The organism is Microbacterium sp. CIAB417 (assembly GCF_022788845.1).
In genome coordinates this window covers 839,599-861,534 of the sequence record NZ_JAHZUT010000001.1, presented here as the reverse complement: position 1 = coordinate 861,534, position 21,936 = coordinate 839,599, and the positions used below count along the sequence as shown (strand labels likewise).

Below are 21,936 nucleotides of genomic sequence, written 5' to 3'. Positions count from 1 at the left end.
ACGAACTAGACTCGTGTTTCGATGGCTAAGACGAACGAGCAGATCAGCGGCACCACGGCGGCCGAGATCGCCGGCAGCGTGCGCGGACTCCGCGACCGCGGCATCCTGCGCCCCGGCGACCCGCTCCCCCCGGTCCGCGAGCTGGCCGAGCGCCTGGGCGTGAACCGCAACACCGCCGTCGCCGCCTATCGGCAGCTCGCCCAGGCGGGCCTCGTCCGCACACGAGGGCGCGCGGGCACGGTGCTGACGGGGAATGCGCCGACCGCACAGGAGGGCTACGCTCCCGACACCGTGCTGCGCGATGTCGGGACCGGCAATCCCGACCCGCGTCTCATCCCGGACCCCTCCCCCGTGCTGGCCGGATTCCGCGGGCGTCCCGTGCTCTACGGAGAGCCCGTCATCGACCCGGGTCTGGAGGCCTGGGCGCGGGAGTGGATGACCGATGCCCTGCCGTCCGCGGACTTCCGCATCACCATCACCAGTGGCGCGGTGGACGCCGTGGAGCGGCTGCTCGCCCAGGCGCTGACCCGGGACGACGCCGTCGCGCTGGAGGATCCGTGCTTCCTCGCCAGCATTCACACCGTCCGCCTGGGCGGCTACCGGGCCGTGCCGGTTTCGGTCGACGCCGAGGGCATGACCGTCGAGGGGCTGCGCGCGGCGCTCGATGCCGGCGTGCGCGCGGTCATCTGCACGCCGCGCGCCCAGAACCCGACCGGAGCGCGGCTGAGTCCGCAACGGGCCGCGGAGCTGCGGGCCGTCCTGGCGGATCATCCCTACGTCCTGCTCATCGAGGACGACCACTTCTCGATGCTGTCCCCGCATCGCTACGAATCGCTCATCACACCGGAGCACCGGCGTTTCGCGCTGATCCGCAGCGTCTCGAAGTTCCTCGGCCCGGACATGTGCCTGGCCGTGGCGGCCACCGATCCTGAGACCGCCGCTCGTCTGGCGGAGCGGCTGAGCCCCGGCACCACCTGGGTGAGTCACCTGCTGCAGCGCCTCGTCCTCGGTCTGGTGACCGATGAGACGGCCCAGGCGCAGATCGCCGCTGCCGGCCGCCACTACGCGAGCCGGAACGAGGCGTTCGCCGACCGGCTGCGAGAACACGGTCTGCACGCCACGCAAGGCGACGGCATGAACCTGTGGGTGCAGCTCCCCGAGGCGGCGGCCGTCGTCTCGGAGCGCATGATGCGCCGCGGCTGGCTCGTCCGCACCGGCGACGCCTTCCGTCTGACCGAAGGCGCAGGACCCTCGCACCACCTGCGCCTCACCGTCCACGACCTCACGGACGAGGAGGGCGACGCCCTGCTCGCCGATCTCGTCTCCGCAACCCGATGATCTCCGCACACCCGAAGAAGGAAGCACCCATGAAGGTCCTCTCGATCCAGTCCGCCGTCTCCTACGGACATGTCGGCAACTCCGCCGCCGTGTTCCCCCTGCAGCGCATCGGCGTCGAGGTGCTGCCTGTGTACACGGTGAACTTCTCCAACCACACCGGATACGGCGCGTGGCGCGGACCGCTCATCGCACCGGACGACGTGCGCGAGGTCATCACTGGCGTCGAGGAGCGGGGCGCGTTCGCGCAGGTGGACGCGGTCCTGTCCGGCTACCAGGGCAGCGAGGGCATCGGCGACGTCATCATCGACGCGGTGAAGAGAGTCAAGGCGGCGAACCCGGACGCCGTGTACGCCTGCGATCCGGTCATGGGCAACGCGAAGAGCGGATGCTTCGTCGCACCGGCCATCCCCGAACTGCTGCGGGAGAAGGTCGTCCCCGTCGCGGACATCATCACGCCGAATCAGTTCGAGCTCGGCTTCCTCACCGGAACGGAGCCGTCCACACTGGAGGAGACGCTGGAGTCGGCGGACGCGGCGCGCGCGATGGGACCGCGCACTGTGCTCGTGACGAGCGTCGAACGCCCGGATCGCGAGGACGGCACCATCGAGATGCTCGCCGTCGACGATCAGGGCGCGTGGATCGTCCAGACGCCGTATCTCCCGATGAAGGCCAACGGATCCGGCGACGTCACGGCAGCGCTGTTCACGGCTCACTACGTGGGGACGGGCAGCGCTCAGACGGCTCTGGAGCGCACGGCATCCAGCGTGTACGACCTGCTGAAGCTCACGCTCGAGTCGGGCGAGCGCGAACTGCAGCTCATCGAGGCGCAGGAGTTCTACGCGCACCCGCGTCTGCAGTTCAGCGCACGCCAGGTGCGCTGAACTGCAGACCTACGCGGCGGGCCAGGCGGCGGCCACGGCATGCCGCACCTCGCCGAGCAGCTGCGGCAGCGCCTTCGTCTTGGCGATGATCGGGAAGAAGTTGGCGTCGGAGGACCAGCGCGGCACGATGTGCTGATGCAGGTGCGCGTCCACGCCGGCGCCTGCGACGGCCCCCTGGTTCATACCGAGGTTGAAGCCGTCGCAGTTCGACACGTCGCGCAGCACGCGCATTCCGGTCTGGGTGAGCGCGCCGATCTCGGCGACCTCCTCGGGCGTGGCCTGATCGTAGGTGGCGATGTGCCGGTACGGGCAGACGAGCAGGTGCCCGGAGTTGTACGGGAACAGGTTCAGCAGCACATAGGCGGTGCGTCCGCGGGCGACGATGAGGCGCTCCTCGTCGGCATGCTTCGGTGCCTCGCAGAACGGACATTCCTCGCGCAGCGGCTCGGGTCCCGCCTGGATGTACGCCATCCGGTGCGGGGTCCACAGCCGCTGGAACTCATCCGGGACACCGGCGAGGTGCGCGGCGTCCTCGGGGAACACCGGCGCACCGGATGCCGGGTCCGCGGCGGTCACGCCAGGTCACCCGCCGTCAGCACGAGGGCGTGCGCGTCGATCGCGGCGCGGATGCGCGTGACGGCCTCGTCCACCGGGACGCCGTTCTCCTGCGTGCCGTCGCGGAACCGGAACGAGACGGTCCCGGCCGCGCTGTCCTGCTCGCCCGCGATGAGGATGACCGGGACCTTCGACGTGGTGTGATTGCGGATCTTCTTCTGCATGCGGTCGTCCGAGTGGTCGACCTCGGCACGGACCCCGGCGCTGCGCAGCCGCGCGATGACCTCATCGAGGTACGGGCCGTACTGCTCGGCCACCGGGACGCCGACCACCTGGGCAGGCGCCAGCCACAGCGGGAAATCGCCGGCGTAGTGCTCGAGGAGGATCGCGAAGAACCGCTCGACCGAGCCGAGCAGGGCACGATGGATCATGACCGGGCGGTGCTTCTGCCCGTCCGGGCCGGTGTACTCCAGCTCGAAGCGCTCCGGCTGGTTGAAATCGAGCTGGATGGTCGACATCTGCCACGTACGGCCGATCGCGTCCCGCGCCTGCACCGAGATCTTCGGTCCGTAGAACGCCGCGCCCCCGGGATCGGCGACGAGCTCGAGTCCCGAGGCCACGGCGACCTCGCGCAGGGTCTCGATCGCGGTCGACCACTGCTCGGGTTCGCCGAGGAACTTCGGGTTGCCCTCCTCGTTCGTGGACAGCTCGAGGTAGAAGTCGTTCAGACCGTAGTCGCGCAGCAGATCCAGCACCAGGTTCAGATTCGTGGTCAGCTCCTGCTTGACCTGATCCTGTGCCACGTAGATGTGCGCGTCGTCCTGGGTGAGGCCCCGCACTCGGGTGAGCCCGGAGAGCGTGCCGCTCTTCTCGTAGCGGTAGACCGTGCCGAACTCGGCGAGGCGAAGGGGCAGCTCACGGTAGGAGCGTCCTCGCGAGCGGTAGATGAGGTTGTGGAACGGGCAGTTCATCGGCTTCAGGTAGTAATCCTGGCCCTGGCGCGTGATGTTGCCCTCGTCGTCGCGCAGTTCGTCCAGGTGCATCGCCGGGAACATCCCGTCGGCGTAGGTCTGCAGGTGCCCCGAGGTGGCGAAGAGGTCCTTCTTCGTGATGTGCGGGCTGTTGACGAGGTCGTAACCGTTGCGCAACAGGTGCCGTCGCAGATTCTCCTCGATCTCGTACCGGATGATGCCGCCCTTGGGGTGGAACACCGCGAGGCCCGAGCCGATCTCGTCCGGGAAGGAGAACAGGTCCATCTCGGCGCCGAGCTTGCGGTGGTCGCGGCGCTCCGCCTCCGCCAGGCGCTCCTTGTACGCGCGCAGCTCGTCCTTCGTCGGCCACGCGGTCCCGTAGATGCGCTGCAGCTGCGGGTTCTTCTCGCTGCCGCGCCAGTAGGCGGCCGCGACGCGCGTGAGATCCCACCCGTTCCCGACCATCCGGGTGCTCGGCACATGGGGTCCGCGGCAGAGGTCCTTCCAGGCGACCTCGCCGTCCCGGGTGACGTTGTCGTAGATCGTGAGCTCCCCGGCGCCGACCTCCACGGAGGCGCCCTCGGCGGCATCCGCACCGGAGCCGGGGCCGCCGGCCAGATCGATCAGCTCCAGCTTGAACGGCTCCCCCGAGAGCTCGGCGCGCGCCTCGTCGGCCGAGACCACACGACGCGTGAAACGCTGCCCCTCGCGGACGATGCGCTGCATCTCCTTCGAGATCGCCTTCAGATCGTCCGGGGTGAACGGCTCCTCGACGCCGAAGTCGTAGTAGAAGCCGTCGGTGATGAACGGGCCGATGCCGAGGTTCGCCTCGGGGTGCAGGCGCTGCACGGCCTGGGCCAGAACGTGGGCCGTGGAGTGACGGAGGATGTTCAGCCCGTCCTCGCTGTCGATCGTGACCGGCTCGACCGTCTCGGTCCCGGTCAGCGTCGCGGCGAGATCCGTGAGGACGCCGTCGACGCGCATCGCGACGACGGATCGGTCGGTGAACAGGGCGAAGCCGTCTTGCGGCTGGGCGTTTTCAGGCACAGAGCACTCCATCTGGGTCATCACCCAGATTACTCGCCCCGTCGGATGCCGCCGTCCGCCACGACAGCCCGTTCGGTCGCCCGCGTGTGCGACCTCAGTCCGCGAGGTCGGCGCTGGCCCGGGCCTCGTCCAATTCCGCGACGGCAGCGTCCCTCGCCGCTTCGGCGGCGGCACGCGTCGGGGTGCGCTTCTCGGCCTGTGCGATCTCCGCCTGCACCTTCTCGAGTTCTGCGGCGAGTTCGGATGCTCGAGCGCGCAGTCCGCCCAGACGGACCGCCGCGCTCTCGTCCTCGCGCCGCACGGCTTCGAGCGCCCGTTCGGCCTGCTTCACCTTCTGCTCGGCGGTGCGCACGGCCTGCTCGGCGGCCTTCCGTGCGCGACGCTCCTCCAGCTCATCCGGTGGGGTCTCCCGGACTGCACGGCGAGTCAGTGTCCCTGCCACCGCGTCGTCCACATCGACGGCATCGCCGCCGGAGGGCTCGAGCGCTCGCAGCAGGCGACCCGAAGCGACGGCGTCCGCCGCGCGCGCGTCGAGCATCGCCGCGTTCAGCGTCTGCTCGACCGCGGTCGAGGTCGCGGGTGTGACCTTCTCCCCCGCATGCGCGGCGAGGTCGGCCGCCGTGCGCGTCAACTCGCGCACCAGCGCTCGACGCTGGCGCGTCAGCGCCGTCAGGGCCGCAGCGTCCAGCTCCTCCTGCGCCTCGCGCAGTGCCTCGCCCAACTGCAGCGCCTGCGCGAGCTGATCGGGACGCTCCCGGGCGAACAGGTTGACCACCCACGCGGCGGTCGCGGGCTTGCGAAGCGACTTGAGTGCATCGGCCAGATCCGCGTCCCCCGCGGCTTTCGTGCGCGCGTTGCGCTCGGAGATGAAATCGCCGAGCGGGAGCGCGTACAGCTCGGCGGCGATGTCGTCCAGCTCTGCCATGCGCCCATTCTCGCGATCGCTCGACGGCGGCACCAGCGTCCGCGCCCGGGGTTGACCCGCGTCCGTCGGTCCGTGTTGACTCTCGGGGTGAATCAGGACACCCCGCAGACCCACCGCTCGCTCGTCGCGGATCTTCGCCGGCTCGGGCTGATGCCGGGACGCACGGTTCTCGTGCACAGCTCGCTGCGCTCGCTCGGCTGGGTGTGCGGAGGCAGCCAGGCCGTGGTCGCAGCGCTGCAGGACGTCGTCGGGCCAGAGGGGACCGTCGTCGTCCCGACCCAGACCAGCGACAACTCCGACCCTGCGAAGTGGGCGCACCCGCCGGTTCCCGAGCACTGGTGGCCGATCATCCGCGAGGAGATGCCCGCGTTCGATCCGCAGCGCACGCCCACGCGCGCCATGGGCGCGATCGCCGAGCAGGTGCGGACCAGCCCTGGGGCGGTGCGCAGCGCGCATCCGCAGACCTCGTTCGCAGCCATCGGCGCCCGGGCGCGGGAGATCGTGGACACGCATCCTCTCGCGTGCGCGCTGGGTCCCGATTCCCCTCTCGGCACGCTGGAGCGCCTGGATGCGGACGTCCTGCTGCTCGGGGTCGGGTACGACAGCTGCACGGCATTCCATCTGGCGGAGTACCGTCAGCCGGCTGCGCCTGTCGAGCAGTACGGCGCCGCCGTCCAGGACGAGGCCGGCGAACGGGTCTGGCGGACGTGGACCGATGTGGTCCTCGACGAGGAGGACTTCGAACGCATCGGCGCGGACTTCGAGACGACCGGCGCCGTGTGCTCAGGGCCGGTCGGCGACTCGACGAGCCGCCTCTTCCCGCTCCGGGATGCCGTGGCGTACGGCGCCGCCTGGATGGCGGAGCACCGTCAGCCGGCCCGCTGACCTCGCCGCCCGCGCGGCCTCCCGGAGGCGACGAAACCCCCGGCCGCGGCCGGGGGTTTCGGGTGGTGCGCGATACTGGGATCGAACCAGTGACCTCTTCCGTGTCAGGGAAGCGCGCTACCGCTGCGCCAATCGCGCCCGTTGGGGCTATTCAGTTGTGCAGAGAGGTGGCGACGGGATTCGAACCCGTGTAAACGGCTTTGCAGGCCGGTGCCTAGCCTCTCGGCCACGCCACCGCGAGGTGGATTCGAACCCACATGCCGAAACCCCCGAAGGAGCTCCTGCACTCGAGCGGATGACGAGACTCGAACTCGCGACCCTCACCTTGGCAAGGTGATGCGCTACCAACTGCGCTACATCCGCGTTGTGTTCCGGCTGACCGGGCACTTGTAAAACAATAGCCGACGATCCGCGCGACGCAAAACCGGACACGGATCTCGGGTGTGTCCCGGGGAATGGTCATGAACGCCCCGCGGCGTCCGGTAGTATCGGTTCTCGACCCCACAGGTCAGGGGCGATTGGCGCAGTTGGTAGCGCGCTTCCTTCACACGGAAGAGGTCATCGGTTCGAGTCCGGTATCGCCCACCATATGGAGAGGCATCTGCCGCCGGGCAGGAGGCTCTCCATCCCCTCCCAACATCGCTCACCCGGACGGCGATGCGGCTTCCTGTCCGGCCGCGTGCTCGTAGAGGGCGATCCCAGCCGCCACCGAGACGTTCAGAGATTCGACCCCTGGCTTCATCGGGATCGAGAAGCGATGGTTCGCGAGATCGTCGAAGCCCTGAGAAACGCCATCGCGTTCGCTTCCCAGGATGAGGGCGATGCGGTCGGTGACCGAACGGATCGCGTGCAGCGGGCTCTCGGCATCCGCGGACAGCGTCGCGATGCGGACCTTTTCGCGTTGCAGGAATCCAGCGCATTCCGTTCGCGAGGCGAGGACGACGGGGAGGGAGAAGACCAGTCCCCGACTGGCGCGGATCAGCCTGCGATCGAATGTCGTGCGCAGACCGCTGTCGAGAACGATGACGCCCGCTGCGCCCAGCGCGGACGCCGTGCGCGTGATGGCACCGATGTTGCCGACCATGCGCACGCCGTCGAGCACGACGACGTCTCCTCGGCTACCGCGCAGATCATCCAGCGCCCAGGCTCGCGGTGCGCGAGCGAGCGCGAACATCCGAGTGTGCTTCTGACCTCCGAAGAGCGCGTTCGCCACGTGATCGTCGAGGAGGTAGTGATGCACGCCGTCGTCGACGGGTCGCGTCGCACATTGATCCGACGCCGCTGAACTGGTGGTGTAGACGCTGTCGATCCGGAGTCCCGATGTCGTTGCTTGCCCGATGTTCTCCGCATCGTCGATCACGATGATCCTCGGTCTGCCCGACCGGTTGCGAAGCACATCGGCGACGCGCCTGGCGGCTGGATGGCGCACGCTCTCGATCGCCCCTGCCTTCTGGTGCGCAGGTGCTTCGCTCGGAACAGATGCTGCCGCCATGTGCACCAGCGTGTGGCCTCACGCGACGTGAAGGTCAAGACGAGTGCGCTGAGGTCACTCCCATGCCGCGTTGTCAGGATCGACGCCGTGTCTACGGGCGTTCGCGTTGATGACCTCCGCAAGCCACGCCGCCAAGCCAGGCTCCCGTTCAGCGAAGAATGCTGAGAACCGCTCGTCGCCGGCGTAGGTCCGCCCAAGGCAGACCTGCATGGAGTGCGTGCAATCGAACAGCTGACTGACCATCATGCGGTGCTGCTCCGCCAACAGGTTCGCGGACTCCGTCCCGGGTTCGACGCCGGAGCGCTTCGCCTCCGCCATCTCGGCATAGAGAGCTTCGCCCTGCTCCTGCATCCGCTTGCGGTCGGACTCGGAAGACGACATCGCGTTCCGCTCGAACTGCAACCATTCGTCGGACTCGCCCCACCGTTGACGTGCCGCGTCCGCCCAGTCCTCGCGCCAACCGCTTCCGAAGATCTCTGCCTGCTGTTGCGCCGTCAGACGAATTCCAGCGGCCTGCGAGTCGAGGACCCGGTCGATCGCATCAGCCATCTGCCGCAACCGTCGGATTCGGTCTTCGAGAAGCCCGCGCTGCTCCCGGAGTTGCGCACTCTCATCGACCGTCGGATCATCGAGGATCGCCGCGATCTGCGTGAGACCGAACCCGAGCTCCTGATACACGAGCACGCGATGAACACGCGCCACATCCGCTGCGGAGTATGCACGGTAGCCACTCGTGGTCCGCGATTCCGGGCGCATGAGACCCACATTGTCCCAATGGTGGAGGGTTCGAACACTGACCCCGACCATCGATGCGACTTCACCGACTGTCAGGTGCTCGTCGACCGAGAGGGGCACGGGATCCTGGGCGACAGGACGCAGCCAGGGAGTCATCGACGCGGGAGTGTTGACGTCCATGACGATTCCCTTCCGTTGCGACCGGCGCTGCCCGGCATCCATTTTCTCATCTGCGAGTCATGCGTCGGCGTGTCGTCGCTCCATGCCTGAGGCGAATCGCCACGCCGAGGCGCGGCGATTCGGCCGCGCGCACCATAATGGGCCACAGTGCGCACATCTGCTGAAGGGACCATCGTGACCACATTCACCGCCTGGAAGTTCGAGACCGTCGACGGAGCACAGACAGCGACCGATGTCCTGCGCCAGGCCGCCGGCGAAGGCCTGATCCGGATCGAGGACTACGCCGTCATCGAGTGGCAGCCCGGTGCGGATCGCCCGGATGTCAAGTACGAGAACCGCGACGAACTGCGCAGCGCCGGGTGGGGCGCACTGCTGGGCGTAGTCATCGGCGCTCTCTTCTTCCTGCCGCTGATCGGAGCCGCCGCCGGTGCCGCGATCGGTGTGCTCGCGAAGAAGATCGATGCGGTCGGCATCACGAAGGAGCAGCTCGACACCATCGGCAAGGCAGTCGTTCCGGGTACGTCGGCGCTCTTCGTGGTCAACCACGACAGCGACCGCGACCGCCTGGCCGAGCGTTTCAACGGACAGGGCGGCACGCTCATCGCAAGCAACCTCGTCTCCGGTGAAGAGGACGACGTCCGGCGCGCCTTCGAGGACTGAGCGCCGACCGAACGACCGGCAGCCGAACGCGCCGTCTAGCACAGTCCGCGGCCTGACGCCTCCCCCGTGCGGCGGCAGCGGTGCCGTGGCACGTTCGGCACATGCGCAATCTCCTCACCGACGACGCTCCGCACCTGCTGCTGCACGGATACGACTTCGCCGAGCGGATATGGGCCCGCGTCGCCCCCGGCTCGCGCTCCGCGCCTCTTCGGCTCCTCGGCGAGGACGCGCTGCTCGTGCGGGGTCCCGACGGGGTCGATCTCTTCTACGACGAATCACGGATCGCTCGCCACGCCGCGATGCCCGCGATCGTCCAGGAGACCCTCTTCGGTCACGGCTCGGTCCACAGCCTGGACGGCGCGGACCACCGGCATCGCAAGGCAGCGTTCGTACACGCCGCCTATGAGGATGCCCAGGTGCGGCGGCTCACGCCGCTGCTCGAGCACGCATGGCAGACGGAGCTGTCCGCGTGGGTCTCGGGCGAGAGGCGAACGGCGTACGACGCGGCAGTCGGCGCCTTCGGACGCGCCGTCATGCGCTGGGCGGGGCTCCCCGGCACCGACGCAGCCCGGACCCGATGGTCGCATCGTCTGGCGAAGATCGTCGACGGGTTCGGCGCCCCCTACTCGCCCGCCTTCGTCGCGACGGTCGTGAACCGTCGGTGGTCGGACCGCCACGCGGCGCGACTGATCGAAGCCGTGCGCAACGGTCGCCTCTCCCCGGATGAGGGCGAGGCCCTCGCCATCTGGGCGGGCCATCGCGACCGTGAGGGGCGGCTGCTCCCAGCGCGACGTGCCGGCGTCGAGCTGCAGAACTGTCTTCGTCCGATGATCGCCGTCGCACGTTTCGTCGCCTTCGCCGGCCGGCAACTCCGAGAGCAGCCCGAGTGGCGGGAGCGCATCCGCGAAGAAGCATCGCTCCGGGGCACCCTCGCCGACGGCCCGATCGCCACGGCCTTCGCTCAAGAGGTGCGCCGCACGGCCCTGTTCGTTCCCATGCTGCCCGGACGTGCCCTCACGGACATCGAGTTCGACGGACAGCGCCTCGCGAAAGGACGGCGCGTGCTGCTCGACATCCTCGGCACGGATCTCGACGAGCAATCATGGAGCGATCCTGCCCGATTCGATCCCCGTCGGTTCCTGAACCGCCCGGACTACGAGGCCCTGCGCGCCTTCGTCCCGCACGGTGGCGCGTCCGTCACGGAGGGTCATCGCTGCCCCGGGGAGAAGCTGGCGGTGGCGGGACTCGCCATCGCGGTCGCAGCCCTCAGCGACAGCCGCCTGGACATCTCGTCCACCGGTCTCGACGTCAACCGCCGGCGCCTGCCCACGATGCCGCGATCCGGCGTGCACGTCCGTGTCGCCGGCGCCGCACGGTGCCCGATGCACCGTTGAGGACGCTCAGCTCCGCGACCGGGCTCGCCAGCGACTTCCCCAGCGGGCCGCCAGGAACAGCAGCGCGCCCGCCGCGAGCATGATCCCGCCGAAGGCCCAGACCAGCGGCCGCTGCTGCGTGAGCAGCAGGATGCAGGAGCCGATGCCGAGCACGGGGACCCAGGTCCACACCCGGAAGTGCTCGTGTTCCACGGCGTCGCGCCGGAGGACGAGCACCGACAGGTTCGCGCTCAGGAAGACGAACAGCAGCAGCAGGACAACCGTCTCGGCCAGTGTCGCCAGGTCGCCGATCAGCGTCAGCAGCATCGCGACCGCGGTCGTGGCCAGGATCGCGACCCACGGCGTCCGGCGCTTCGGCAGCACACGGGCGAGCACCGCCGGCAGCAGACGCTGCTGCGCCATGCCGTACGCCAGGCGGCTCGCCATGATCATCGTCAGCAGCGCCCCGTTCGCCACGGCGATCAACGCGATGAGCGAGAACAGCCAGGACGGGATGCTCAGCCCGGTGGCCTCGACGACGGCGAGCAGCGGACCGCTGGATTCCTGCAGTTCCTCGGGAGGCAACGCCGCGGCGCTCGCGAGCCCCACGAGCACGTACACGACGCCCGCCGCGATCAGGGCGCCGAACAGGGCCCGAGGGTAGGTGCGCGTCGGGTCCTTCACCTCCTCGATCACGTTGGCCGAGGTCTCGAAGCCCACGAATGAGTAGTAGGCGACGATGGCGCCCGCGAGGATCGCGAGACCGAGGTTCGTGCCCTCGGGAACCTCAAGGGCACGGGAGGGGTCCCCTCCTCCGCCGCCGACGAACACGCCGACCACCACGACGACGATCACGAGCCCGCTGACCTCGATCGCCGTCATCACCAGGTTCGCTCCGAGAGACTCCCGGATGCCGCGCATGTTCAGCGCGCCGACGACGGCGAGGAACAGAACCGCGACCAGCGGGGTCGGCAGATCCACGAAGGTCCGCAGATAGTCGCCGGCGAACGCGATCGCGAGACCTGCAGCGCTCGTGACGCCAGCGGCGAGCATGCTGAAGCCGACGAGGAAGGAGACGGTGGGGCTGCGGAACGCCCGCTCCGCGAACACTGCCGCTCCCCCGGCCCGCGGATACTTGGTGACCAGCTCGGCGTAGGACCCGGCGGTGAGAAGCGACAGCAGCAGTGCCACGACGAGTGGCGCCCACAGCATTCCCCCGACGTCCTCGGAGAGCACGCCCATCAGGGCGTAGATGCCCGCGCCCAGGACGTCGCCGAGGATGAAGGCGAACAGCAGCGGCCCCGTGATCGCGCGCCGGAGGCCTCCGCTCCGGCCGGGTTCGTCCGCCGGCGACGGTCGTGCGGAAGCCGTCTCCGTCATCGCGTTCCCGGCGGCTCGTCGGCCTCGGGCATCCCCGGACCCGGACCCGGACGAACCGCCGCGTCCGGCGCGATGTCGACACGTGTGACACCGTCTTCCTCGGTCGTCACCACGCGAGCCTCGGCATCCTCCTCCGTGGCCTCCGGTGCGGTCGTCAGCTGGTCGTGCCGCTTCTCGTCGGGTGTCATCCCCTCGTGCATGCCGTCCTCCTGTCCGTTCCATGCCCGGTTCGAGCGCCGTGCTCCCGCCCCGCTCTCCGCCAGATACCCGAGCCGATGCAGCGTCTCAGCGTTGCGCCAGCGCAGCAGCGCTCCGGACACGACCGCCGGCAGCGCCGCAGCGGGTCCGCGCACGGGTCTCTCCTGAATGCGGACGACGCAGCCGTCGCCCCGGGGCTGCGCCTCGATCAGGATCTCCGCCTCGCCGATCGGCCAGCCGCGTGCACGCAGAACGGCCTTGCGCGGCGGATCCCACTCGAGGCAGCGTGTGGTGTCGTCGATCAGGAGCGGCCAGACACCGAAGGAGTGGTGCAGGCGGGCTCCACCGGCAGGCCACCCGTTCTCGACGTGGCGCATGCGCGAAGCTCCGACCACCCAGGACGGATACAGCCAGCCGTCCGACAGCACGTCGAAGACGTCCTCGACCGTGCAGTGCAGGACGCGGACGTTGCGTGCACGATTCCCGCGCCGCGTCGACGCCTCCCGCTGCTCCGGCCCCATCGTGGCACCCCCTGTCGCTCCTCACGAGACGCTACGGTCCACCGCAGGCGTCGCACAGGGGGTTGCTCTTTGCCGTGCGGACCGGTATTCACCCGCCGTTGCGCCAGCCGTACCTTCTCGTCAGCGCGGAAGCGATCACGATGTAGCGATCACGCGCCAGAACGGCGGCCTCGCGGCGCATCCCGTCGTCGTGCACGCTGTAGAGCTGCTCGATGTCCACCCAGGACTCCCTGCCCTGAGCATCCCAGCGACCCGAGCCGATCGCGAGGTAGTCGCGATCCCCGTCGTGCGGACGACTCGTCATCCGCACCGCGTACGCGCGATCCGGGCCGTGCCGCCCGATCACCAGGACGGGCCGGTCCTTGCCCCGGCCGTCGTTCTCCTCGTAGGGCACCCAGGTCCAGATGATCTCCCCGGCATCCGGCGCGCCGTCGCGAGCCGGGGCGTAGCCGATCCGGACGTCATGGACGTCCTGCGGATCCACGCGGAGAGTCTCACTGCCCGGCTCGCGCCCGGGCGTGGGCTCGGCGTCGCCGCGGGACGCGGCCGTGCCGACGTGAGCAGCCGTACGCCCCGGCTCCCTTTCGGGACTCCGGGGCGTACGGCTGGTGAGAGCGGAGAGCACGGCTCCCGCGAGCCGGGCGAAGAGGCTGGTCGACGACGTCACCCCGTCACCCTATCGGCGCCTCAGGCGTCGACGAGCGCGTAACCCTCCTCGCCGTGGACCACCGAGTCGACGCCGGCGATCTCGTCCTCGTTCGTGACGCGGAAGCCGATCGTCTTCTCGATCGCGAAGCCGATCACGAAGGCGACGACGAAGGAGTAGATCAGGACGCCGAGCGCGGCGATCACCTGGACGGCGAGCAGTCGTGCGTCACCGCCGACGAACAGGCCCTGCTCCGTGGCGAAGAAGCCCAGGTACACCGTGCCGAGAAGACCGCCGACGAGGTGGATGCCGACGACGTCCAGGGAGTCGTCGAACCCGAGGCGGAACTTCAGCTCGACGGCGAGAGCGCACAGGATGCCGGAGAGAGCCCCGAGCAGCAGCGACCACCCCGGCGTCAGGTTGGCGCAGGCGGGGGTGATCGCTACGAGACCGGCGACCGCGCCCGACGCCGCACCGACCGAGGTGGGCTTGCCGTCCTTGATGCGCTCGATCAGGATCCATCCGAGGATCGCCGCTGCGGTCGCGCCCAGCGTGTTCAAGCCGATCAGGCCGACGCCGCCCATGTCCTCGGACAGCCACTCCGCGCCGGCGTTGAAGCCGAACCAGCCGAACCACAGCAGGGCGGCGCCGAGCAGCGTCAGCGGCACGTTGTGCGGCTTGAGGATGCCCTTCTGGAAGCCGATGCGCTTGCCGAGCACGAGCGCGAGCGCGAGGGCCGCGGCACCCGCGTTGATGTGGACGGCCGTGCCGCCCGCGTAGTCGATGACCGCGATGCCGCTGTCCTCGCCGAACAGCCACGAGCCGAGGTTCATGACCCAGCCGCCGCCCCACACCCACGCCGCGATCGGGAAGTAGCCGACGGTCGCGAAGACTCCCGCGAAGATCAGCCAGCTGCCGAACTTGGCGCGGTCCGCGATCGCACCTGAGATCAGGGCCACGGTGATGATCGCGAATGTCGCGCCGTACGCCACGCCCAGCAGCGCGACGTTGGAGCCCTCCCCGCTCGCGAGCGAGGCGAGCCCGAAGTCGGCGAACGGGTTGCCTGCGAAGGCGGTCGGGTTCTCGACGGCGCTCATCGAGAAGCCGAAGAGAATCCACAGCACGGCGACGAGTCCGATCGAGCCGAAGCTCATCATCATCATGCTGACGACGCTCTTCGCCTTGACGAGACCGCCGTAGAAGAACGCGACGCCGGGCGTCATCAGCAGAACCAGCGCCGTCGCGGTGATCGCCCACGAGATGTTGCCGGGAGCATCCATAGGAAAACCTCACATCCGAAGTAATTGAGAGCTTCAGTGTGGCGAGGCCCGATTTCGGAAATGCGCGCGGTTTGTTTCCTGGCGGTTACACCAGAGCGTGACCTGTGAACATCACGTTACGCAGACCTGCGTCCTCACGCAGAATGCGTCAGCGCGTTCAGCCTGGAGATGGCGCGGAGATACTTCTTGCGGTAACCGCCGGCCAGCATCTCCTCGGAGAACACCACGTCCAGCCCGCGCCCGGTCGCGGCGATGGGGATCTGCGCGTCGTACACCCGGTCGACGAACGCCACGAACCGCAGAGCCTCGGACTGGTCGGTGAGCTCCCGCACCGCGCGAAGACCCACGAGGTCGATGCCGTCGATCAGACGGATGTAGCGCGACGGGTGCACCCGGGCGAGATGACGGATCAGGTCGTCGAACGAGTCGTCGGACGCCGTTCCGGCGGTGGCCGCGGCCTCCACGCGCTGGGCGTAGCCGTCGTCGTCGAGCACGACCGCGTGCCCGTCGATCGCACGCTGGCGGAAGTCGACGCCGTCGATGCGCAGGGTCTGGAAGCTGTCGGACATGGCGTGGATCTCGCGCAGGAAGTCCTGGGCGGCGAAGCGCCCCTCCCCCAGCGCATTCGGCGGGGTGTTCGATGTCGCAGCGAGCCGGGTCCCCGAGGCGACGAGCTCGCCCAGCAGCCGGGTCATCACCATCGTGTCGCCGGGATCGTCCAGTTCGAACTCGTCGATGCAGAGCAGGTCGGTGCCACGGAGCAGGTCGACCGTGTTCTTGTAGCCGAGCGCACCGACGAGGGCGGTGTACTCGATGAACGACCCGAAATACTTATGGCGGGCGGGCATCGCGTGGTAGATCGCCGCGAGGAGGTGCGTCTTCCCGACGCCGAACCCGCCGTCTAGGTAGACGCCCGGCTTGAGATCCGGCTCCTTGGGCGCGCGGCGGAACAGTCCGCCCCGCTTGGCGGGCCCCCCGCGCCCTGCGAAGCGCATGAGCTGCGTCTTCGCGGCCTCCTGCGAGGGGTAGGCGGGATCGGCGCGGTAGCTCTCGAAGGTCGCTTCGTCGAACTGCGGGGGCGGGACGAGGCCCGCCAGCATCTCGGGTCCCGAGACGACGGGCTGCCGGTCGGAGAGGCGCACGGTGCCGGCGCGGGGCGTCGTTTCGGTCATGGGGTCCTGTGTCGCAGTCTTACGGATCGGGCGCCGAGCGCACCGAATGGATCTATCGTCGAAGGGGACGGCACAACACTACGCCGTCGCCGAAGAGCCTTCGCTCGCCCGACCCGAGGAGCGTCCGTGACCATCGAGTTCGACACCACGTCCGAGAAGTTCGCCGCGTATGCCGAGCCCGGTCGGCTCGTCAGCACCTCGTGGCTGGCGGATCGCCTCGGGACCCCCGGGCTGGTCGTCGTCGAGTCCGATGAGGACGTCCTCCTGTACGAGACCGGCCACATCCCCGGCGCGGTGAAGGTCGACTGGCACACCGAGCTCAACGACCCGGTCGTGCGCGACTACGTCGACGGTGCCGGTTTCGCGGAGCTGCTCAGCCGCAAGGGCATCTCGCGCGACGACACCGTGGTGATCTACGGCGACAAGAACAACTGGTGGGCGGCGTACGCGCTGTGGGTGTTCTCGCTCTTCGGACACGAAGACGTCCGCCTGCTCGACGGCGGGCGCGACCGCTGGATCGCGGAGGGCCGGGAGATCACCACCGAGGCGCCGACCCCGGCACGGACCGAGTACCCCGTCGTGGAGCGCGACGACTCCGTCCTGCGCGCTTACAAGGACGACGTCCTCGCGCACATCGGCAAGCCGCTCATCGACGTCCGCTCGCCCGAGGAGTACAGCGGAGAGCGCACCAGCGCCCCGGCGTATCCCGAGGAGGGCGCGCTGCGCGCCGGCCACATCCCCACGGCCCAGAGCGTCCCGTGGGCGAAAGCCGTCGCCGAGGACGGCGGATTCAGGACCCGAGCCGAACTCGACGCCATCTACCGTGACGGCGCCGGGCTCGCCGACGGCGACGAGGTCGTGGCGTACTGCCGCATCGGGGAGCGCTCCAGCCACACCTGGTTCGTCCTCAAGCACCTGTTGGGTTTCGAGAACGTGCGCAACTACGACGGCTCCTGGACAGAATGGGGCAGCGCCGTGCGCGTGCCGATCGCGACCGGGACGGAGCCGGGCACGCGCTGAAGTGGGACAATGGCGGGGATGAGCACGACGCACGTACCCGACGCCCTCGCCGAGATCCGCGAGGACTTCCTGGCGCTCGCCGAGTCCGAGCGCCTGCAGCTGCTCCTGGAGTTCTCGAACGAGCTGCCGGAGGTCTCCGCAGAGGTGGCTGCGCATCCCGAGATGACCGAGCGCGTCGCCGAATGCCAGTCCCCCGTGTACATCCACCTCGACGTGACCGACGACGTCGTCACGATGCACGCCACGGCGCCGCCGGAGGCTCCGACGACACGCGGCTTCGCCAGCATCCTCGTCCAGGGGATCACCGGTCTCACGGCCGACGAGGTCCTGGCGATCCCGGACGACTATCCGCAGTCGATCGGACTGACGCGGGCGGTGTCGCCGCTGCGCATCGCCGGTATGACCGGGATGCTGCTGCGCGCCAAGAACCAGGTCAGGCAGAAGCGCTGAGATCCTGAGCGGCCGCCCATTCGGTGATCGCCCGGGTCCATCCGGTCTGGTCGTAGTTCCAGAGCTTCGCGTGACGCGCCACGGTGAAATGGGGCATCGTGACGATGTCCGGCCGTTCGTCGGCGAGGGCGTGCGACGCGTCAGCGGGGACGAAGCCGTCGTCGTCGCTGTGCAGGATGAGGATCGGCACGTCCAGCTCGTGCGCCCGGGCGAGCATGTCGAGCCGGTCGAACGGGATCGCGTCGTCCGCACCGCCCCATCGCGCCGTCACCGGAGAGGACAGCACCGTCATCGCCAGAGCGGGCAGCGGATCGCGCACGCCCTGCTCGCGGGCCTGGAACCGCAGGACCGAGCGCCAGTCGATGACCGGGGATTCCAGGACGAGCCCCGCGATCACGGAACGGTGCCCTGAGGAAACGGCCGTCTGCAGCGCGATGGCCCCTCCCATCGACCAGCCCATCAGCAGCACCCGCTTCGCTCCGTGGCGCAGCGCGTACGAGATCGCGCTGTCGACATCGCGCCACTCCGACGCGCCGAGGGCGTAGGCACCGCCGCGCGTGCGCGGAGCCTCCCCGTCGTTGCGATACGAGACGACGAGGTTCGCCATCCCGAGCGAATGGAACACCGGAACCGCGCGCAGGCACTCGGCGCGGTTCCCGCCCCGGCCGTGGATCTGGATGACCCAGATGTCGGATGCCGGGGCGTCGGGCGCCGCCGGGAACAGCCAGGCGGGGCACGGACCGCTCGGCGACCCGATCAGCACGTTCTCCCAGCGCAGGTGGAGCTCGCGCGGGGAGCTGTAGTACCACCCGCTGAACGCTGCGCTTCGATCGATCCGCGCACCCGGGTCGATCTGCGTCAGGAGCTTGCGCCGCACGCGTGCACCGTCGGCGCTGAGCACGGCGCCGAGCTTGACGTAGCCATGCGTTCCCGTGGTGAAGAGACCGTAGCGCCCGGGCAGTTCGGTGTCGGGCGTGCGGGTGAGCTCGATCGTCTGCGCGCCGGTGTCCACCGCCAGGATCTCGGTGTCGGTCGCGCGCGCGGTCGGGGTGACGACGCGTCGGGCGACCGCGAGCACGAGGAGGCCTGCGGCCGTGACGACCGCGAGCACCGTGAGGACGAGTGCCGTGACGGCGTGCCTGATACTCTTCATCGCCTCCTGACTCTAGCCTGTCACCGTGAACGCACATTCCGATGCCGGAGCGCGCTTCGAGCGAGCCGCAGCAGAACTGCGCGAGACCCGATTCCGCTCGGACATCACGGTGAGGGAGATCCCGTCTCCGCAGGGCCTCGCGCCCTTCGCCGTCGCTCTGGCCGCGGACATCCGCCCGGACGATCATGGGGACTCGATCTACGGCACCGCACGCTTCGTGCTGCTGCACGATCCCGAGGCACCGGATGCCTGGTCCGGACAGTGGCGCATCGTGGCGTTCGCGCAGGCTCCGCTGGAGCCGGAGATCGGCACGGATCCGCTTCTGGCGGATGTCACCTGGTCGTGGCTGGTGGACGCGCTGGAGTCGCGCCAGGCGGTGTACCACTCGGCATCCGGAACGGCGACCAAGACGCTGTCCAAGGGCTTCGGCGGCCTCGCCGCTGAAGGCGACGGCGCTCAGATCGAACTGCGCGCGTCCTGGACTCCGGAGGGCGCGCTGCGCCCGCATGTGGAAGCATGGGCTGAGCTGGTGGGGATGCTCGCCGGGCTCCCGCCCGGGTCGGAGGACATCGCCGTGTTCGGTGCGCGAAAGGCGGCCCGTGACTGAGTACTCCGTGATCGACGACCGAGAAGAGTTCCTGCGCGCGTGCGCGCTGCTCGCCGAAGGCGAGGGACCCGTCGCCGTCGACGTGGAGCGGGCCTCCGGCTTCCGCTATTCGCAGCGCGCGTATCTCGTGCAGGTCTTCCGCCGCCGTTCCGGAGTGTTCCTCTTCGATCCGCCGGCGATCGGGGACTTCGGCGCTCTGCAGTCGGCGATCGGCGACGAGGAATGGGTGCTTCACGCAGCGAGCCAGGACCTCCCGTCGCTGCGCGAGCTGGGGCTCGAGCCGGCCTCCCTCTTCGACACGGAGCTGGGGTCGCGCCTGCTCGGCCACGATCACGTCGGACTCGCCGCCGTCGTCGAGGACACGCTCGGCATCACGTTGAAGAAGGAGCACTCGGCGGCGGACTGGTCGACGCGGCCGCTGCCGTCGGCCTGGCTCGAGTACGCGGCCCTGGACGTGCTGCATCTCGTCGACGCCCGCGACGAGCTCGCCGCTGAGCTGATCGAGCAGGACAAGGTCGCGATCGCCGCCGAGGAGTTCGCGGCCACGCTCACCCGCGTCCCCAAGCCGGCCCGTACCGAGCCCTGGCGGCGACTGAGCGGGCTGCACCGCGTGCGCGGCGCACGCAACCTCGCCGTGGCCAGGGCGCTGTGGCAGGCCCGCGAGGAGTACGCCCAGCAGCAGGACGTCTCCCCCGGCAGACTCGTGCCGGACCGCTCCCTCGTCGCGGTTGTGCTGGCGGCGCCGCCGAACAAGCACGCGCTGGCCGGGCTTTCGGACTTCACCGGTCGGGCGAGCCGCACGCAACTGGATCGCTGGTGGAGCGCCATCGAGCAGGGCCGGACCACGACCGATCTCCCCAAGGAGCGGGTTCCGAGCGACGCGCTGCCTCCGCCGCGCGCCTGGGCGGATCGCAATCCCGAGGCGGACGCCCGGCTGAAGACGGCGCGTCCCGTCATCGAGGCGCGGGCGACCGAGCTGAACATGCCGACCGAGAACCTGCTCACGCCGGACCATCTGCGCCGTCTGGCCTGGGAACCGCCGGCTTTCACGGCCGACGCCATCCGCGTACGACTGGCCGAGCTCGGATCGCGGCCGTGGCAGATTGAGGAGACCGCACAGAGGATCGCGGATGCCTTTGTAGAAGCCGCGCAAGCGGTGGAAGCGGGCGCCGAGGCCGATTCGTAGAATCGACCCAACCGATTCCGCGCCCCCGAGCGCCCCTCCTAGGCTGAGATCATCCCAACCCCAGGAGGCAGAGTGGCCGAGATCTCGGACGTCTTCTTCGTCGATGGAGTGCGCACCCCGTTCGGGCGCGCCGGCGAAAAAGGCATGTACTGGAACACCCGCGCGGACGACCTCGCCGTCAAGGCGACGATCGGCCTGATGGAGCGCAACGGCTCCGTCCCGGCCGACCGCATCGATGACGTGGCGATCGCCGCCACGTCGCAGACCGGCGACCAGGGCCTGACGCTGGGCCGGTCGGTGGCGATCCTCGCGGGCCTCCCGCAGAGCGTCCCCGGACTCGCGATCGAGCGCATGTGCGCTGGAGCCATGACCAGCGTGACGACGATGGCGGCGTCGATCGGCGTCGGCATGTACGACCTCGCCCTCGCCGGCGGGGTCGAGCATATGGGCCATCACCCGATCGGCGGCAACGCCGACCCGAATCCCCGGTTCGTGGCGGAGAAGATGGTCGACCCCGGCGCTCTGAACATGGGAGTCACCGCCGAGCGCATCTTCGACCGATTCCCGCACCTGACCAAGGAGCGCTCGGACCGGTTCGGCATGCTCAGCCAGCACAAGGTCCAGGCCGCGTACGACGCCGGCAAGATCCAGCCGGACCTCGTGCCCGTCGCCATCAAGGACGCGGACGGCGCGTGGGGCCTGGCCACCGAGGACGAGGGCCGCCGGCCGCAGACCACGATGGAGGACCTGGCCGGACTCAAGACCCCCTTCCGCCCGCACGGCCGGGTGACGGCGGGAACCTCCTCCCCGCTGACCGACGGCGCGACCATGTCGCTGCTCGCCGGCGGTGCCGCTGTCAAGGAGTTCGGCCTGCGGCCGAAGATGAAGCTCGTGTCGTTCGCGTTCGCCGGCGTGCAGCCGGAGATCATGGGCATCGGACCGATCCCCTCGACGGAGAAGGCGCTGAAGAAGGCCGGCCTGCAGATCTCGGACATCGGGCTGTTCGAGCTGAACGAGGCCTTCGCGATCCAGGTGATCTCGCTGCTCGATCACTTCGGCATCGCCGACGACGACCCCCGGGTCAACCCGTGGGGCGGGGCGATCGCCGTCGGACACCCGCTCGCGGCATCCGGCGTTCGACTGATGATCCAGCTGGCTGCCCAGTTCGCGGAGCGCCCCGATGTCCGCTACGGCCTCACCGCCATGTGCGTGGGCCTCGGTCAGGGCGGATCGGTCATCTGGGAGAACCCCTTCTACGACGGCAAGAAGCGGAAGTGAGCG

The 21,936-nt window shown here is 69.4% G+C and carries 21 protein-coding genes and 4 tRNA genes; 11 read left to right on the top strand and 14 right to left on the bottom strand.

Features of this window, described 5'->3' with window-relative positions:
- The first annotated feature begins 21 nt into the window (after window positions 1–21).
- Together KYX17_RS04260 and pdxY are read left to right on the top strand one after the other, a co-directional pair.
- Window positions 22–1,338, top strand: coding sequence for an aminotransferase class I/II-fold pyridoxal phosphate-dependent enzyme (locus KYX17_RS04260; RefSeq protein ID WP_243225603.1), 1,317 nt, complete (start codon window positions 22–24; stop codon window positions 1,336–1,338).
- A 29-nt stretch (window positions 1,339–1,367) separates the two neighbouring features.
- Window positions 1,368–2,219 (top strand): pyridoxal kinase PdxY, encoded by an 852-nt coding sequence (gene pdxY, locus KYX17_RS04255; RefSeq protein WP_243225602.1) that lies wholly within the window; start codon window positions 1,368–1,370, stop codon window positions 2,217–2,219.
- A 9-nt stretch (window positions 2,220–2,228) separates the two neighbouring features.
- On the opposite strand, the gene KYX17_RS04250 is transcribed toward pdxY, so the two are convergent.
- The 3 genes from KYX17_RS04250 to KYX17_RS04240 form a co-directional block, all read right to left on the bottom strand.
- The gene (locus KYX17_RS04250) at window positions 2,229–2,795 is read right to left on the bottom strand and encodes an HIT domain-containing protein (protein WP_243225601.1); all 567 of its coding nucleotides are present in this window, start codon (window positions 2,793–2,795) and stop codon (window positions 2,229–2,231) included.
- Complete coding sequence (gene thrS, locus KYX17_RS04245) at window positions 2,792–4,804, bottom strand: threonine--tRNA ligase (RefSeq protein ID WP_243226175.1); 2,013 nt, start codon at window positions 4,802–4,804, stop codon at window positions 2,792–2,794. Before thrS ends, KYX17_RS04250 begins: the two co-directional genes overlap by 4 nt.
- An 82-nt stretch (window positions 4,805–4,886) precedes the next feature.
- The gene (locus KYX17_RS04240; RefSeq protein WP_243225600.1) at window positions 4,887–5,717 is read right to left on the bottom strand and encodes a transposase; all 831 of its coding nucleotides are present in this window, start codon (window positions 5,715–5,717) and stop codon (window positions 4,887–4,889) included.
- A gap of 87 nt (window positions 5,718–5,804) precedes the next feature.
- Here KYX17_RS04240 and KYX17_RS04235 point away from each other — a divergent pair, with 87 nt between their 5' ends.
- Window positions 5,805–6,602, top strand: coding sequence for an aminoglycoside N(3)-acetyltransferase (locus KYX17_RS04235; RefSeq protein WP_243225598.1), 798 nt, complete (start codon window positions 5,805–5,807; stop codon window positions 6,600–6,602).
- A 63-nt stretch (window positions 6,603–6,665) separates the two neighbouring features.
- On the opposite strand, the gene KYX17_RS04230 is transcribed toward KYX17_RS04235, so the two are convergent.
- From KYX17_RS04230 to KYX17_RS04220, 3 genes are all read right to left on the bottom strand, one after another.
- Window positions 6,666–6,740: transfer RNA gene (locus KYX17_RS04230), tRNA-Val, on the bottom strand.
- Window positions 6,741–6,767: 27 nt separating this feature from the next.
- Window positions 6,768–6,838, bottom strand: a tRNA-Cys gene (locus KYX17_RS04225).
- Window positions 6,839–6,892: 54 nt separating this feature from the next.
- Window positions 6,893–6,965, bottom strand: a tRNA-Gly gene (locus KYX17_RS04220).
- 149 nt (window positions 6,966–7,114) lie between these two features.
- Here KYX17_RS04220 and KYX17_RS04215 point away from each other — a divergent pair.
- Window positions 7,115–7,190: transfer RNA gene (locus tag KYX17_RS04215), tRNA-Val, on the top strand.
- Window positions 7,191–7,245: 55 nt separating this feature from the next.
- Here the strand turns inward: KYX17_RS04215 and KYX17_RS04210 are convergent.
- Window positions 7,246–8,094 (bottom strand): TrmH family RNA methyltransferase, encoded by an 849-nt coding sequence (locus KYX17_RS04210; RefSeq protein ID WP_243225597.1) that lies wholly within the window; start codon window positions 8,092–8,094, stop codon window positions 7,246–7,248.
- A gap of 54 nt (window positions 8,095–8,148) precedes the next feature.
- Complete coding sequence (locus KYX17_RS04205; RefSeq protein WP_243225596.1) at window positions 8,149–9,009, bottom strand: MerR family transcriptional regulator; 861 nt, start codon at window positions 9,007–9,009, stop codon at window positions 8,149–8,151.
- A gap of 174 nt (window positions 9,010–9,183) precedes the next feature.
- Here KYX17_RS04205 and KYX17_RS32205 point away from each other — a divergent pair, with 174 nt between their 5' ends.
- Window positions 9,184–9,669 carry a DUF1269 domain-containing protein gene (locus KYX17_RS32205; RefSeq protein ID WP_243225595.1) on the top strand — a complete coding sequence of 162 codons (486 nt, stop codon included), beginning with the start codon at window positions 9,184–9,186 and terminating at the stop codon, window positions 9,667–9,669.
- 101 nt (window positions 9,670–9,770) lie between these two features.
- Entirely contained in the window at window positions 9,771–11,063 is a 1,293-nt protein-coding gene (locus tag KYX17_RS04195) for a cytochrome P450 (protein WP_243225594.1), read from the top strand.
- Window positions 11,064–11,069: 6 nt separating this feature from the next.
- Here KYX17_RS04195 and KYX17_RS04190 read toward each other — a convergent pair whose 3' ends face one another.
- The 5 genes from KYX17_RS04190 to zapE all read right to left on the bottom strand — a co-directional run bounded on the left by KYX17_RS04190 (window position 11,070) and on the right by zapE (window position 16,239).
- Window positions 11,070–12,422 (bottom strand): APC family permease, encoded by a 1,353-nt coding sequence (locus KYX17_RS04190; RefSeq protein WP_243225593.1) that lies wholly within the window; start codon window positions 12,420–12,422, stop codon window positions 11,070–11,072.
- Window positions 12,419–13,141: an SRPBCC family protein gene (locus KYX17_RS32200; RefSeq protein ID WP_308220835.1), complete on the bottom strand. Its 723-nt coding sequence runs from the start codon at window positions 13,139–13,141 to the stop codon at window positions 12,419–12,421. The genes KYX17_RS04190 and KYX17_RS32200 overlap by 4 nt, the downstream gene beginning before the upstream one ends.
- Before the next feature lie 88 nt (window positions 13,142–13,229).
- Window positions 13,230–13,808: a type II toxin-antitoxin system PemK/MazF family toxin gene (locus KYX17_RS04180; protein ID WP_243225592.1), complete on the bottom strand. Its 579-nt coding sequence runs from the start codon at window positions 13,806–13,808 to the stop codon at window positions 13,230–13,232.
- A 20-nt stretch (window positions 13,809–13,828) separates the two neighbouring features.
- Window positions 13,829–15,067: an ammonium transporter gene (locus tag KYX17_RS04175; protein WP_243225591.1), complete on the bottom strand. Its 1,239-nt coding sequence runs from the start codon at window positions 15,065–15,067 to the stop codon at window positions 13,829–13,831.
- Window positions 15,068–15,201: 134 nt separating this feature from the next.
- Window positions 15,202–16,239, bottom strand: a complete 1,038-nt coding sequence (gene zapE, locus KYX17_RS04170; RefSeq protein ID WP_243225589.1) for a cell division protein ZapE — start codon at window positions 16,237–16,239, stop codon at window positions 15,202–15,204.
- Between the two features lie 126 nt (window positions 16,240–16,365).
- Here zapE and KYX17_RS04165 point away from each other — a divergent pair, with 126 nt between their 5' ends.
- Both KYX17_RS04165 and KYX17_RS04160 read left to right on the top strand, forming a co-directional pair.
- Window positions 16,366–17,259: a sulfurtransferase gene (locus KYX17_RS04165; RefSeq protein ID WP_243225588.1), complete on the top strand. Its 894-nt coding sequence runs from the start codon at window positions 16,366–16,368 to the stop codon at window positions 17,257–17,259.
- Window positions 17,260–17,277: 18 nt separating this feature from the next.
- Window positions 17,278–17,709, top strand: a complete 432-nt coding sequence (locus tag KYX17_RS04160; protein ID WP_243225586.1) for a SufE family protein — start codon at window positions 17,278–17,280, stop codon at window positions 17,707–17,709.
- On the opposite strand, the gene KYX17_RS04155 is transcribed toward KYX17_RS04160, so the two are convergent.
- Complete coding sequence (locus KYX17_RS04155) at window positions 17,693–18,862, bottom strand: S9 family peptidase (RefSeq protein WP_243225584.1); 1,170 nt, start codon at window positions 18,860–18,862, stop codon at window positions 17,693–17,695. The genes KYX17_RS04160 and KYX17_RS04155 overlap by 17 nt on opposite strands.
- Before the next feature lie 25 nt (window positions 18,863–18,887).
- On the opposite strand from KYX17_RS04155, the gene KYX17_RS04150 reads away from it, so the two are divergent.
- The 3 genes from KYX17_RS04150 to KYX17_RS04140 all read left to right on the top strand — a co-directional run bounded on the left by KYX17_RS04150 (window position 18,888) and on the right by KYX17_RS04140 (window position 21,933).
- A complete protein-coding gene (locus KYX17_RS04150; protein ID WP_243225583.1) occupies window positions 18,888–19,469 on the top strand; it encodes a DUF3000 domain-containing protein in 582 nt (193 codons plus the stop codon).
- On the top strand, window positions 19,462–20,655 hold the full coding sequence (locus KYX17_RS04145; RefSeq protein WP_243225582.1) for an HRDC domain-containing protein: 1,194 nt from the start codon (window positions 19,462–19,464) through the stop codon (window positions 20,653–20,655). The genes KYX17_RS04150 and KYX17_RS04145 overlap by 8 nt, the downstream gene beginning before the upstream one ends.
- Before the next feature lie 72 nt (window positions 20,656–20,727).
- Window positions 20,728–21,933: a thiolase family protein gene (locus KYX17_RS04140; protein WP_243225581.1), complete on the top strand. Its 1,206-nt coding sequence runs from the start codon at window positions 20,728–20,730 to the stop codon at window positions 21,931–21,933.
- Window positions 21,934–21,936 lie beyond the last annotated feature (3 nt).

Coding starts and splice junctions, on each gene's coding strand:
- KYX17_RS04160 (WP_243225586.1), top strand. CDS start 17,278: ATGAGCACGACGCACGTACCCGACGCCCTCGCCGAGATCCGCGAGGAC.
- KYX17_RS04175 (WP_243225591.1), bottom strand. CDS start 15,067: ATGGATGCTCCCGGCAACATCTCGTGGGCGATCACCGCGACGGCGCTG.
- KYX17_RS04190 (WP_243225593.1), bottom strand. CDS start 12,422: ATGACGGAGACGGCTTCCGCACGACCGTCGCCGGCGGACGAACCCGGC.
- KYX17_RS04195 (WP_243225594.1), top strand. CDS start 9,771: ATGCGCAATCTCCTCACCGACGACGCTCCGCACCTGCTGCTGCACGGA.
- thrS (WP_243226175.1), bottom strand. CDS start 4,804: ATGGAGTGCTCTGTGCCTGAAAACGCCCAGCCGCAAGACGGCTTCGCC.
- zapE (WP_243225589.1), bottom strand. CDS start 16,239: ATGACCGAAACGACGCCCCGCGCCGGCACCGTGCGCCTCTCCGACCGG.
- KYX17_RS04155 (WP_243225584.1), bottom strand. CDS start 18,862: ATGAAGAGTATCAGGCACGCCGTCACGGCACTCGTCCTCACGGTGCTC.
- pdxY (WP_243225602.1), top strand. CDS start 1,368: ATGAAGGTCCTCTCGATCCAGTCCGCCGTCTCCTACGGACATGTCGGC.
- KYX17_RS04260 (WP_243225603.1), top strand. CDS start 22: ATGGCTAAGACGAACGAGCAGATCAGCGGCACCACGGCGGCCGAGATC.
- KYX17_RS32200 (WP_308220835.1), bottom strand. CDS start 13,141: ATGGGGCCGGAGCAGCGGGAGGCGTCGACGCGGCGCGGGAATCGTGCA.
- KYX17_RS04205 (WP_243225596.1), bottom strand. CDS start 9,009: ATGGACGTCAACACTCCCGCGTCGATGACTCCCTGGCTGCGTCCTGTC.
- KYX17_RS04210 (WP_243225597.1), bottom strand. CDS start 8,094: ATGGCGGCAGCATCTGTTCCGAGCGAAGCACCTGCGCACCAGAAGGCA.
- KYX17_RS04240 (WP_243225600.1), bottom strand. CDS start 5,717: ATGGCAGAGCTGGACGACATCGCCGCCGAGCTGTACGCGCTCCCGCTC.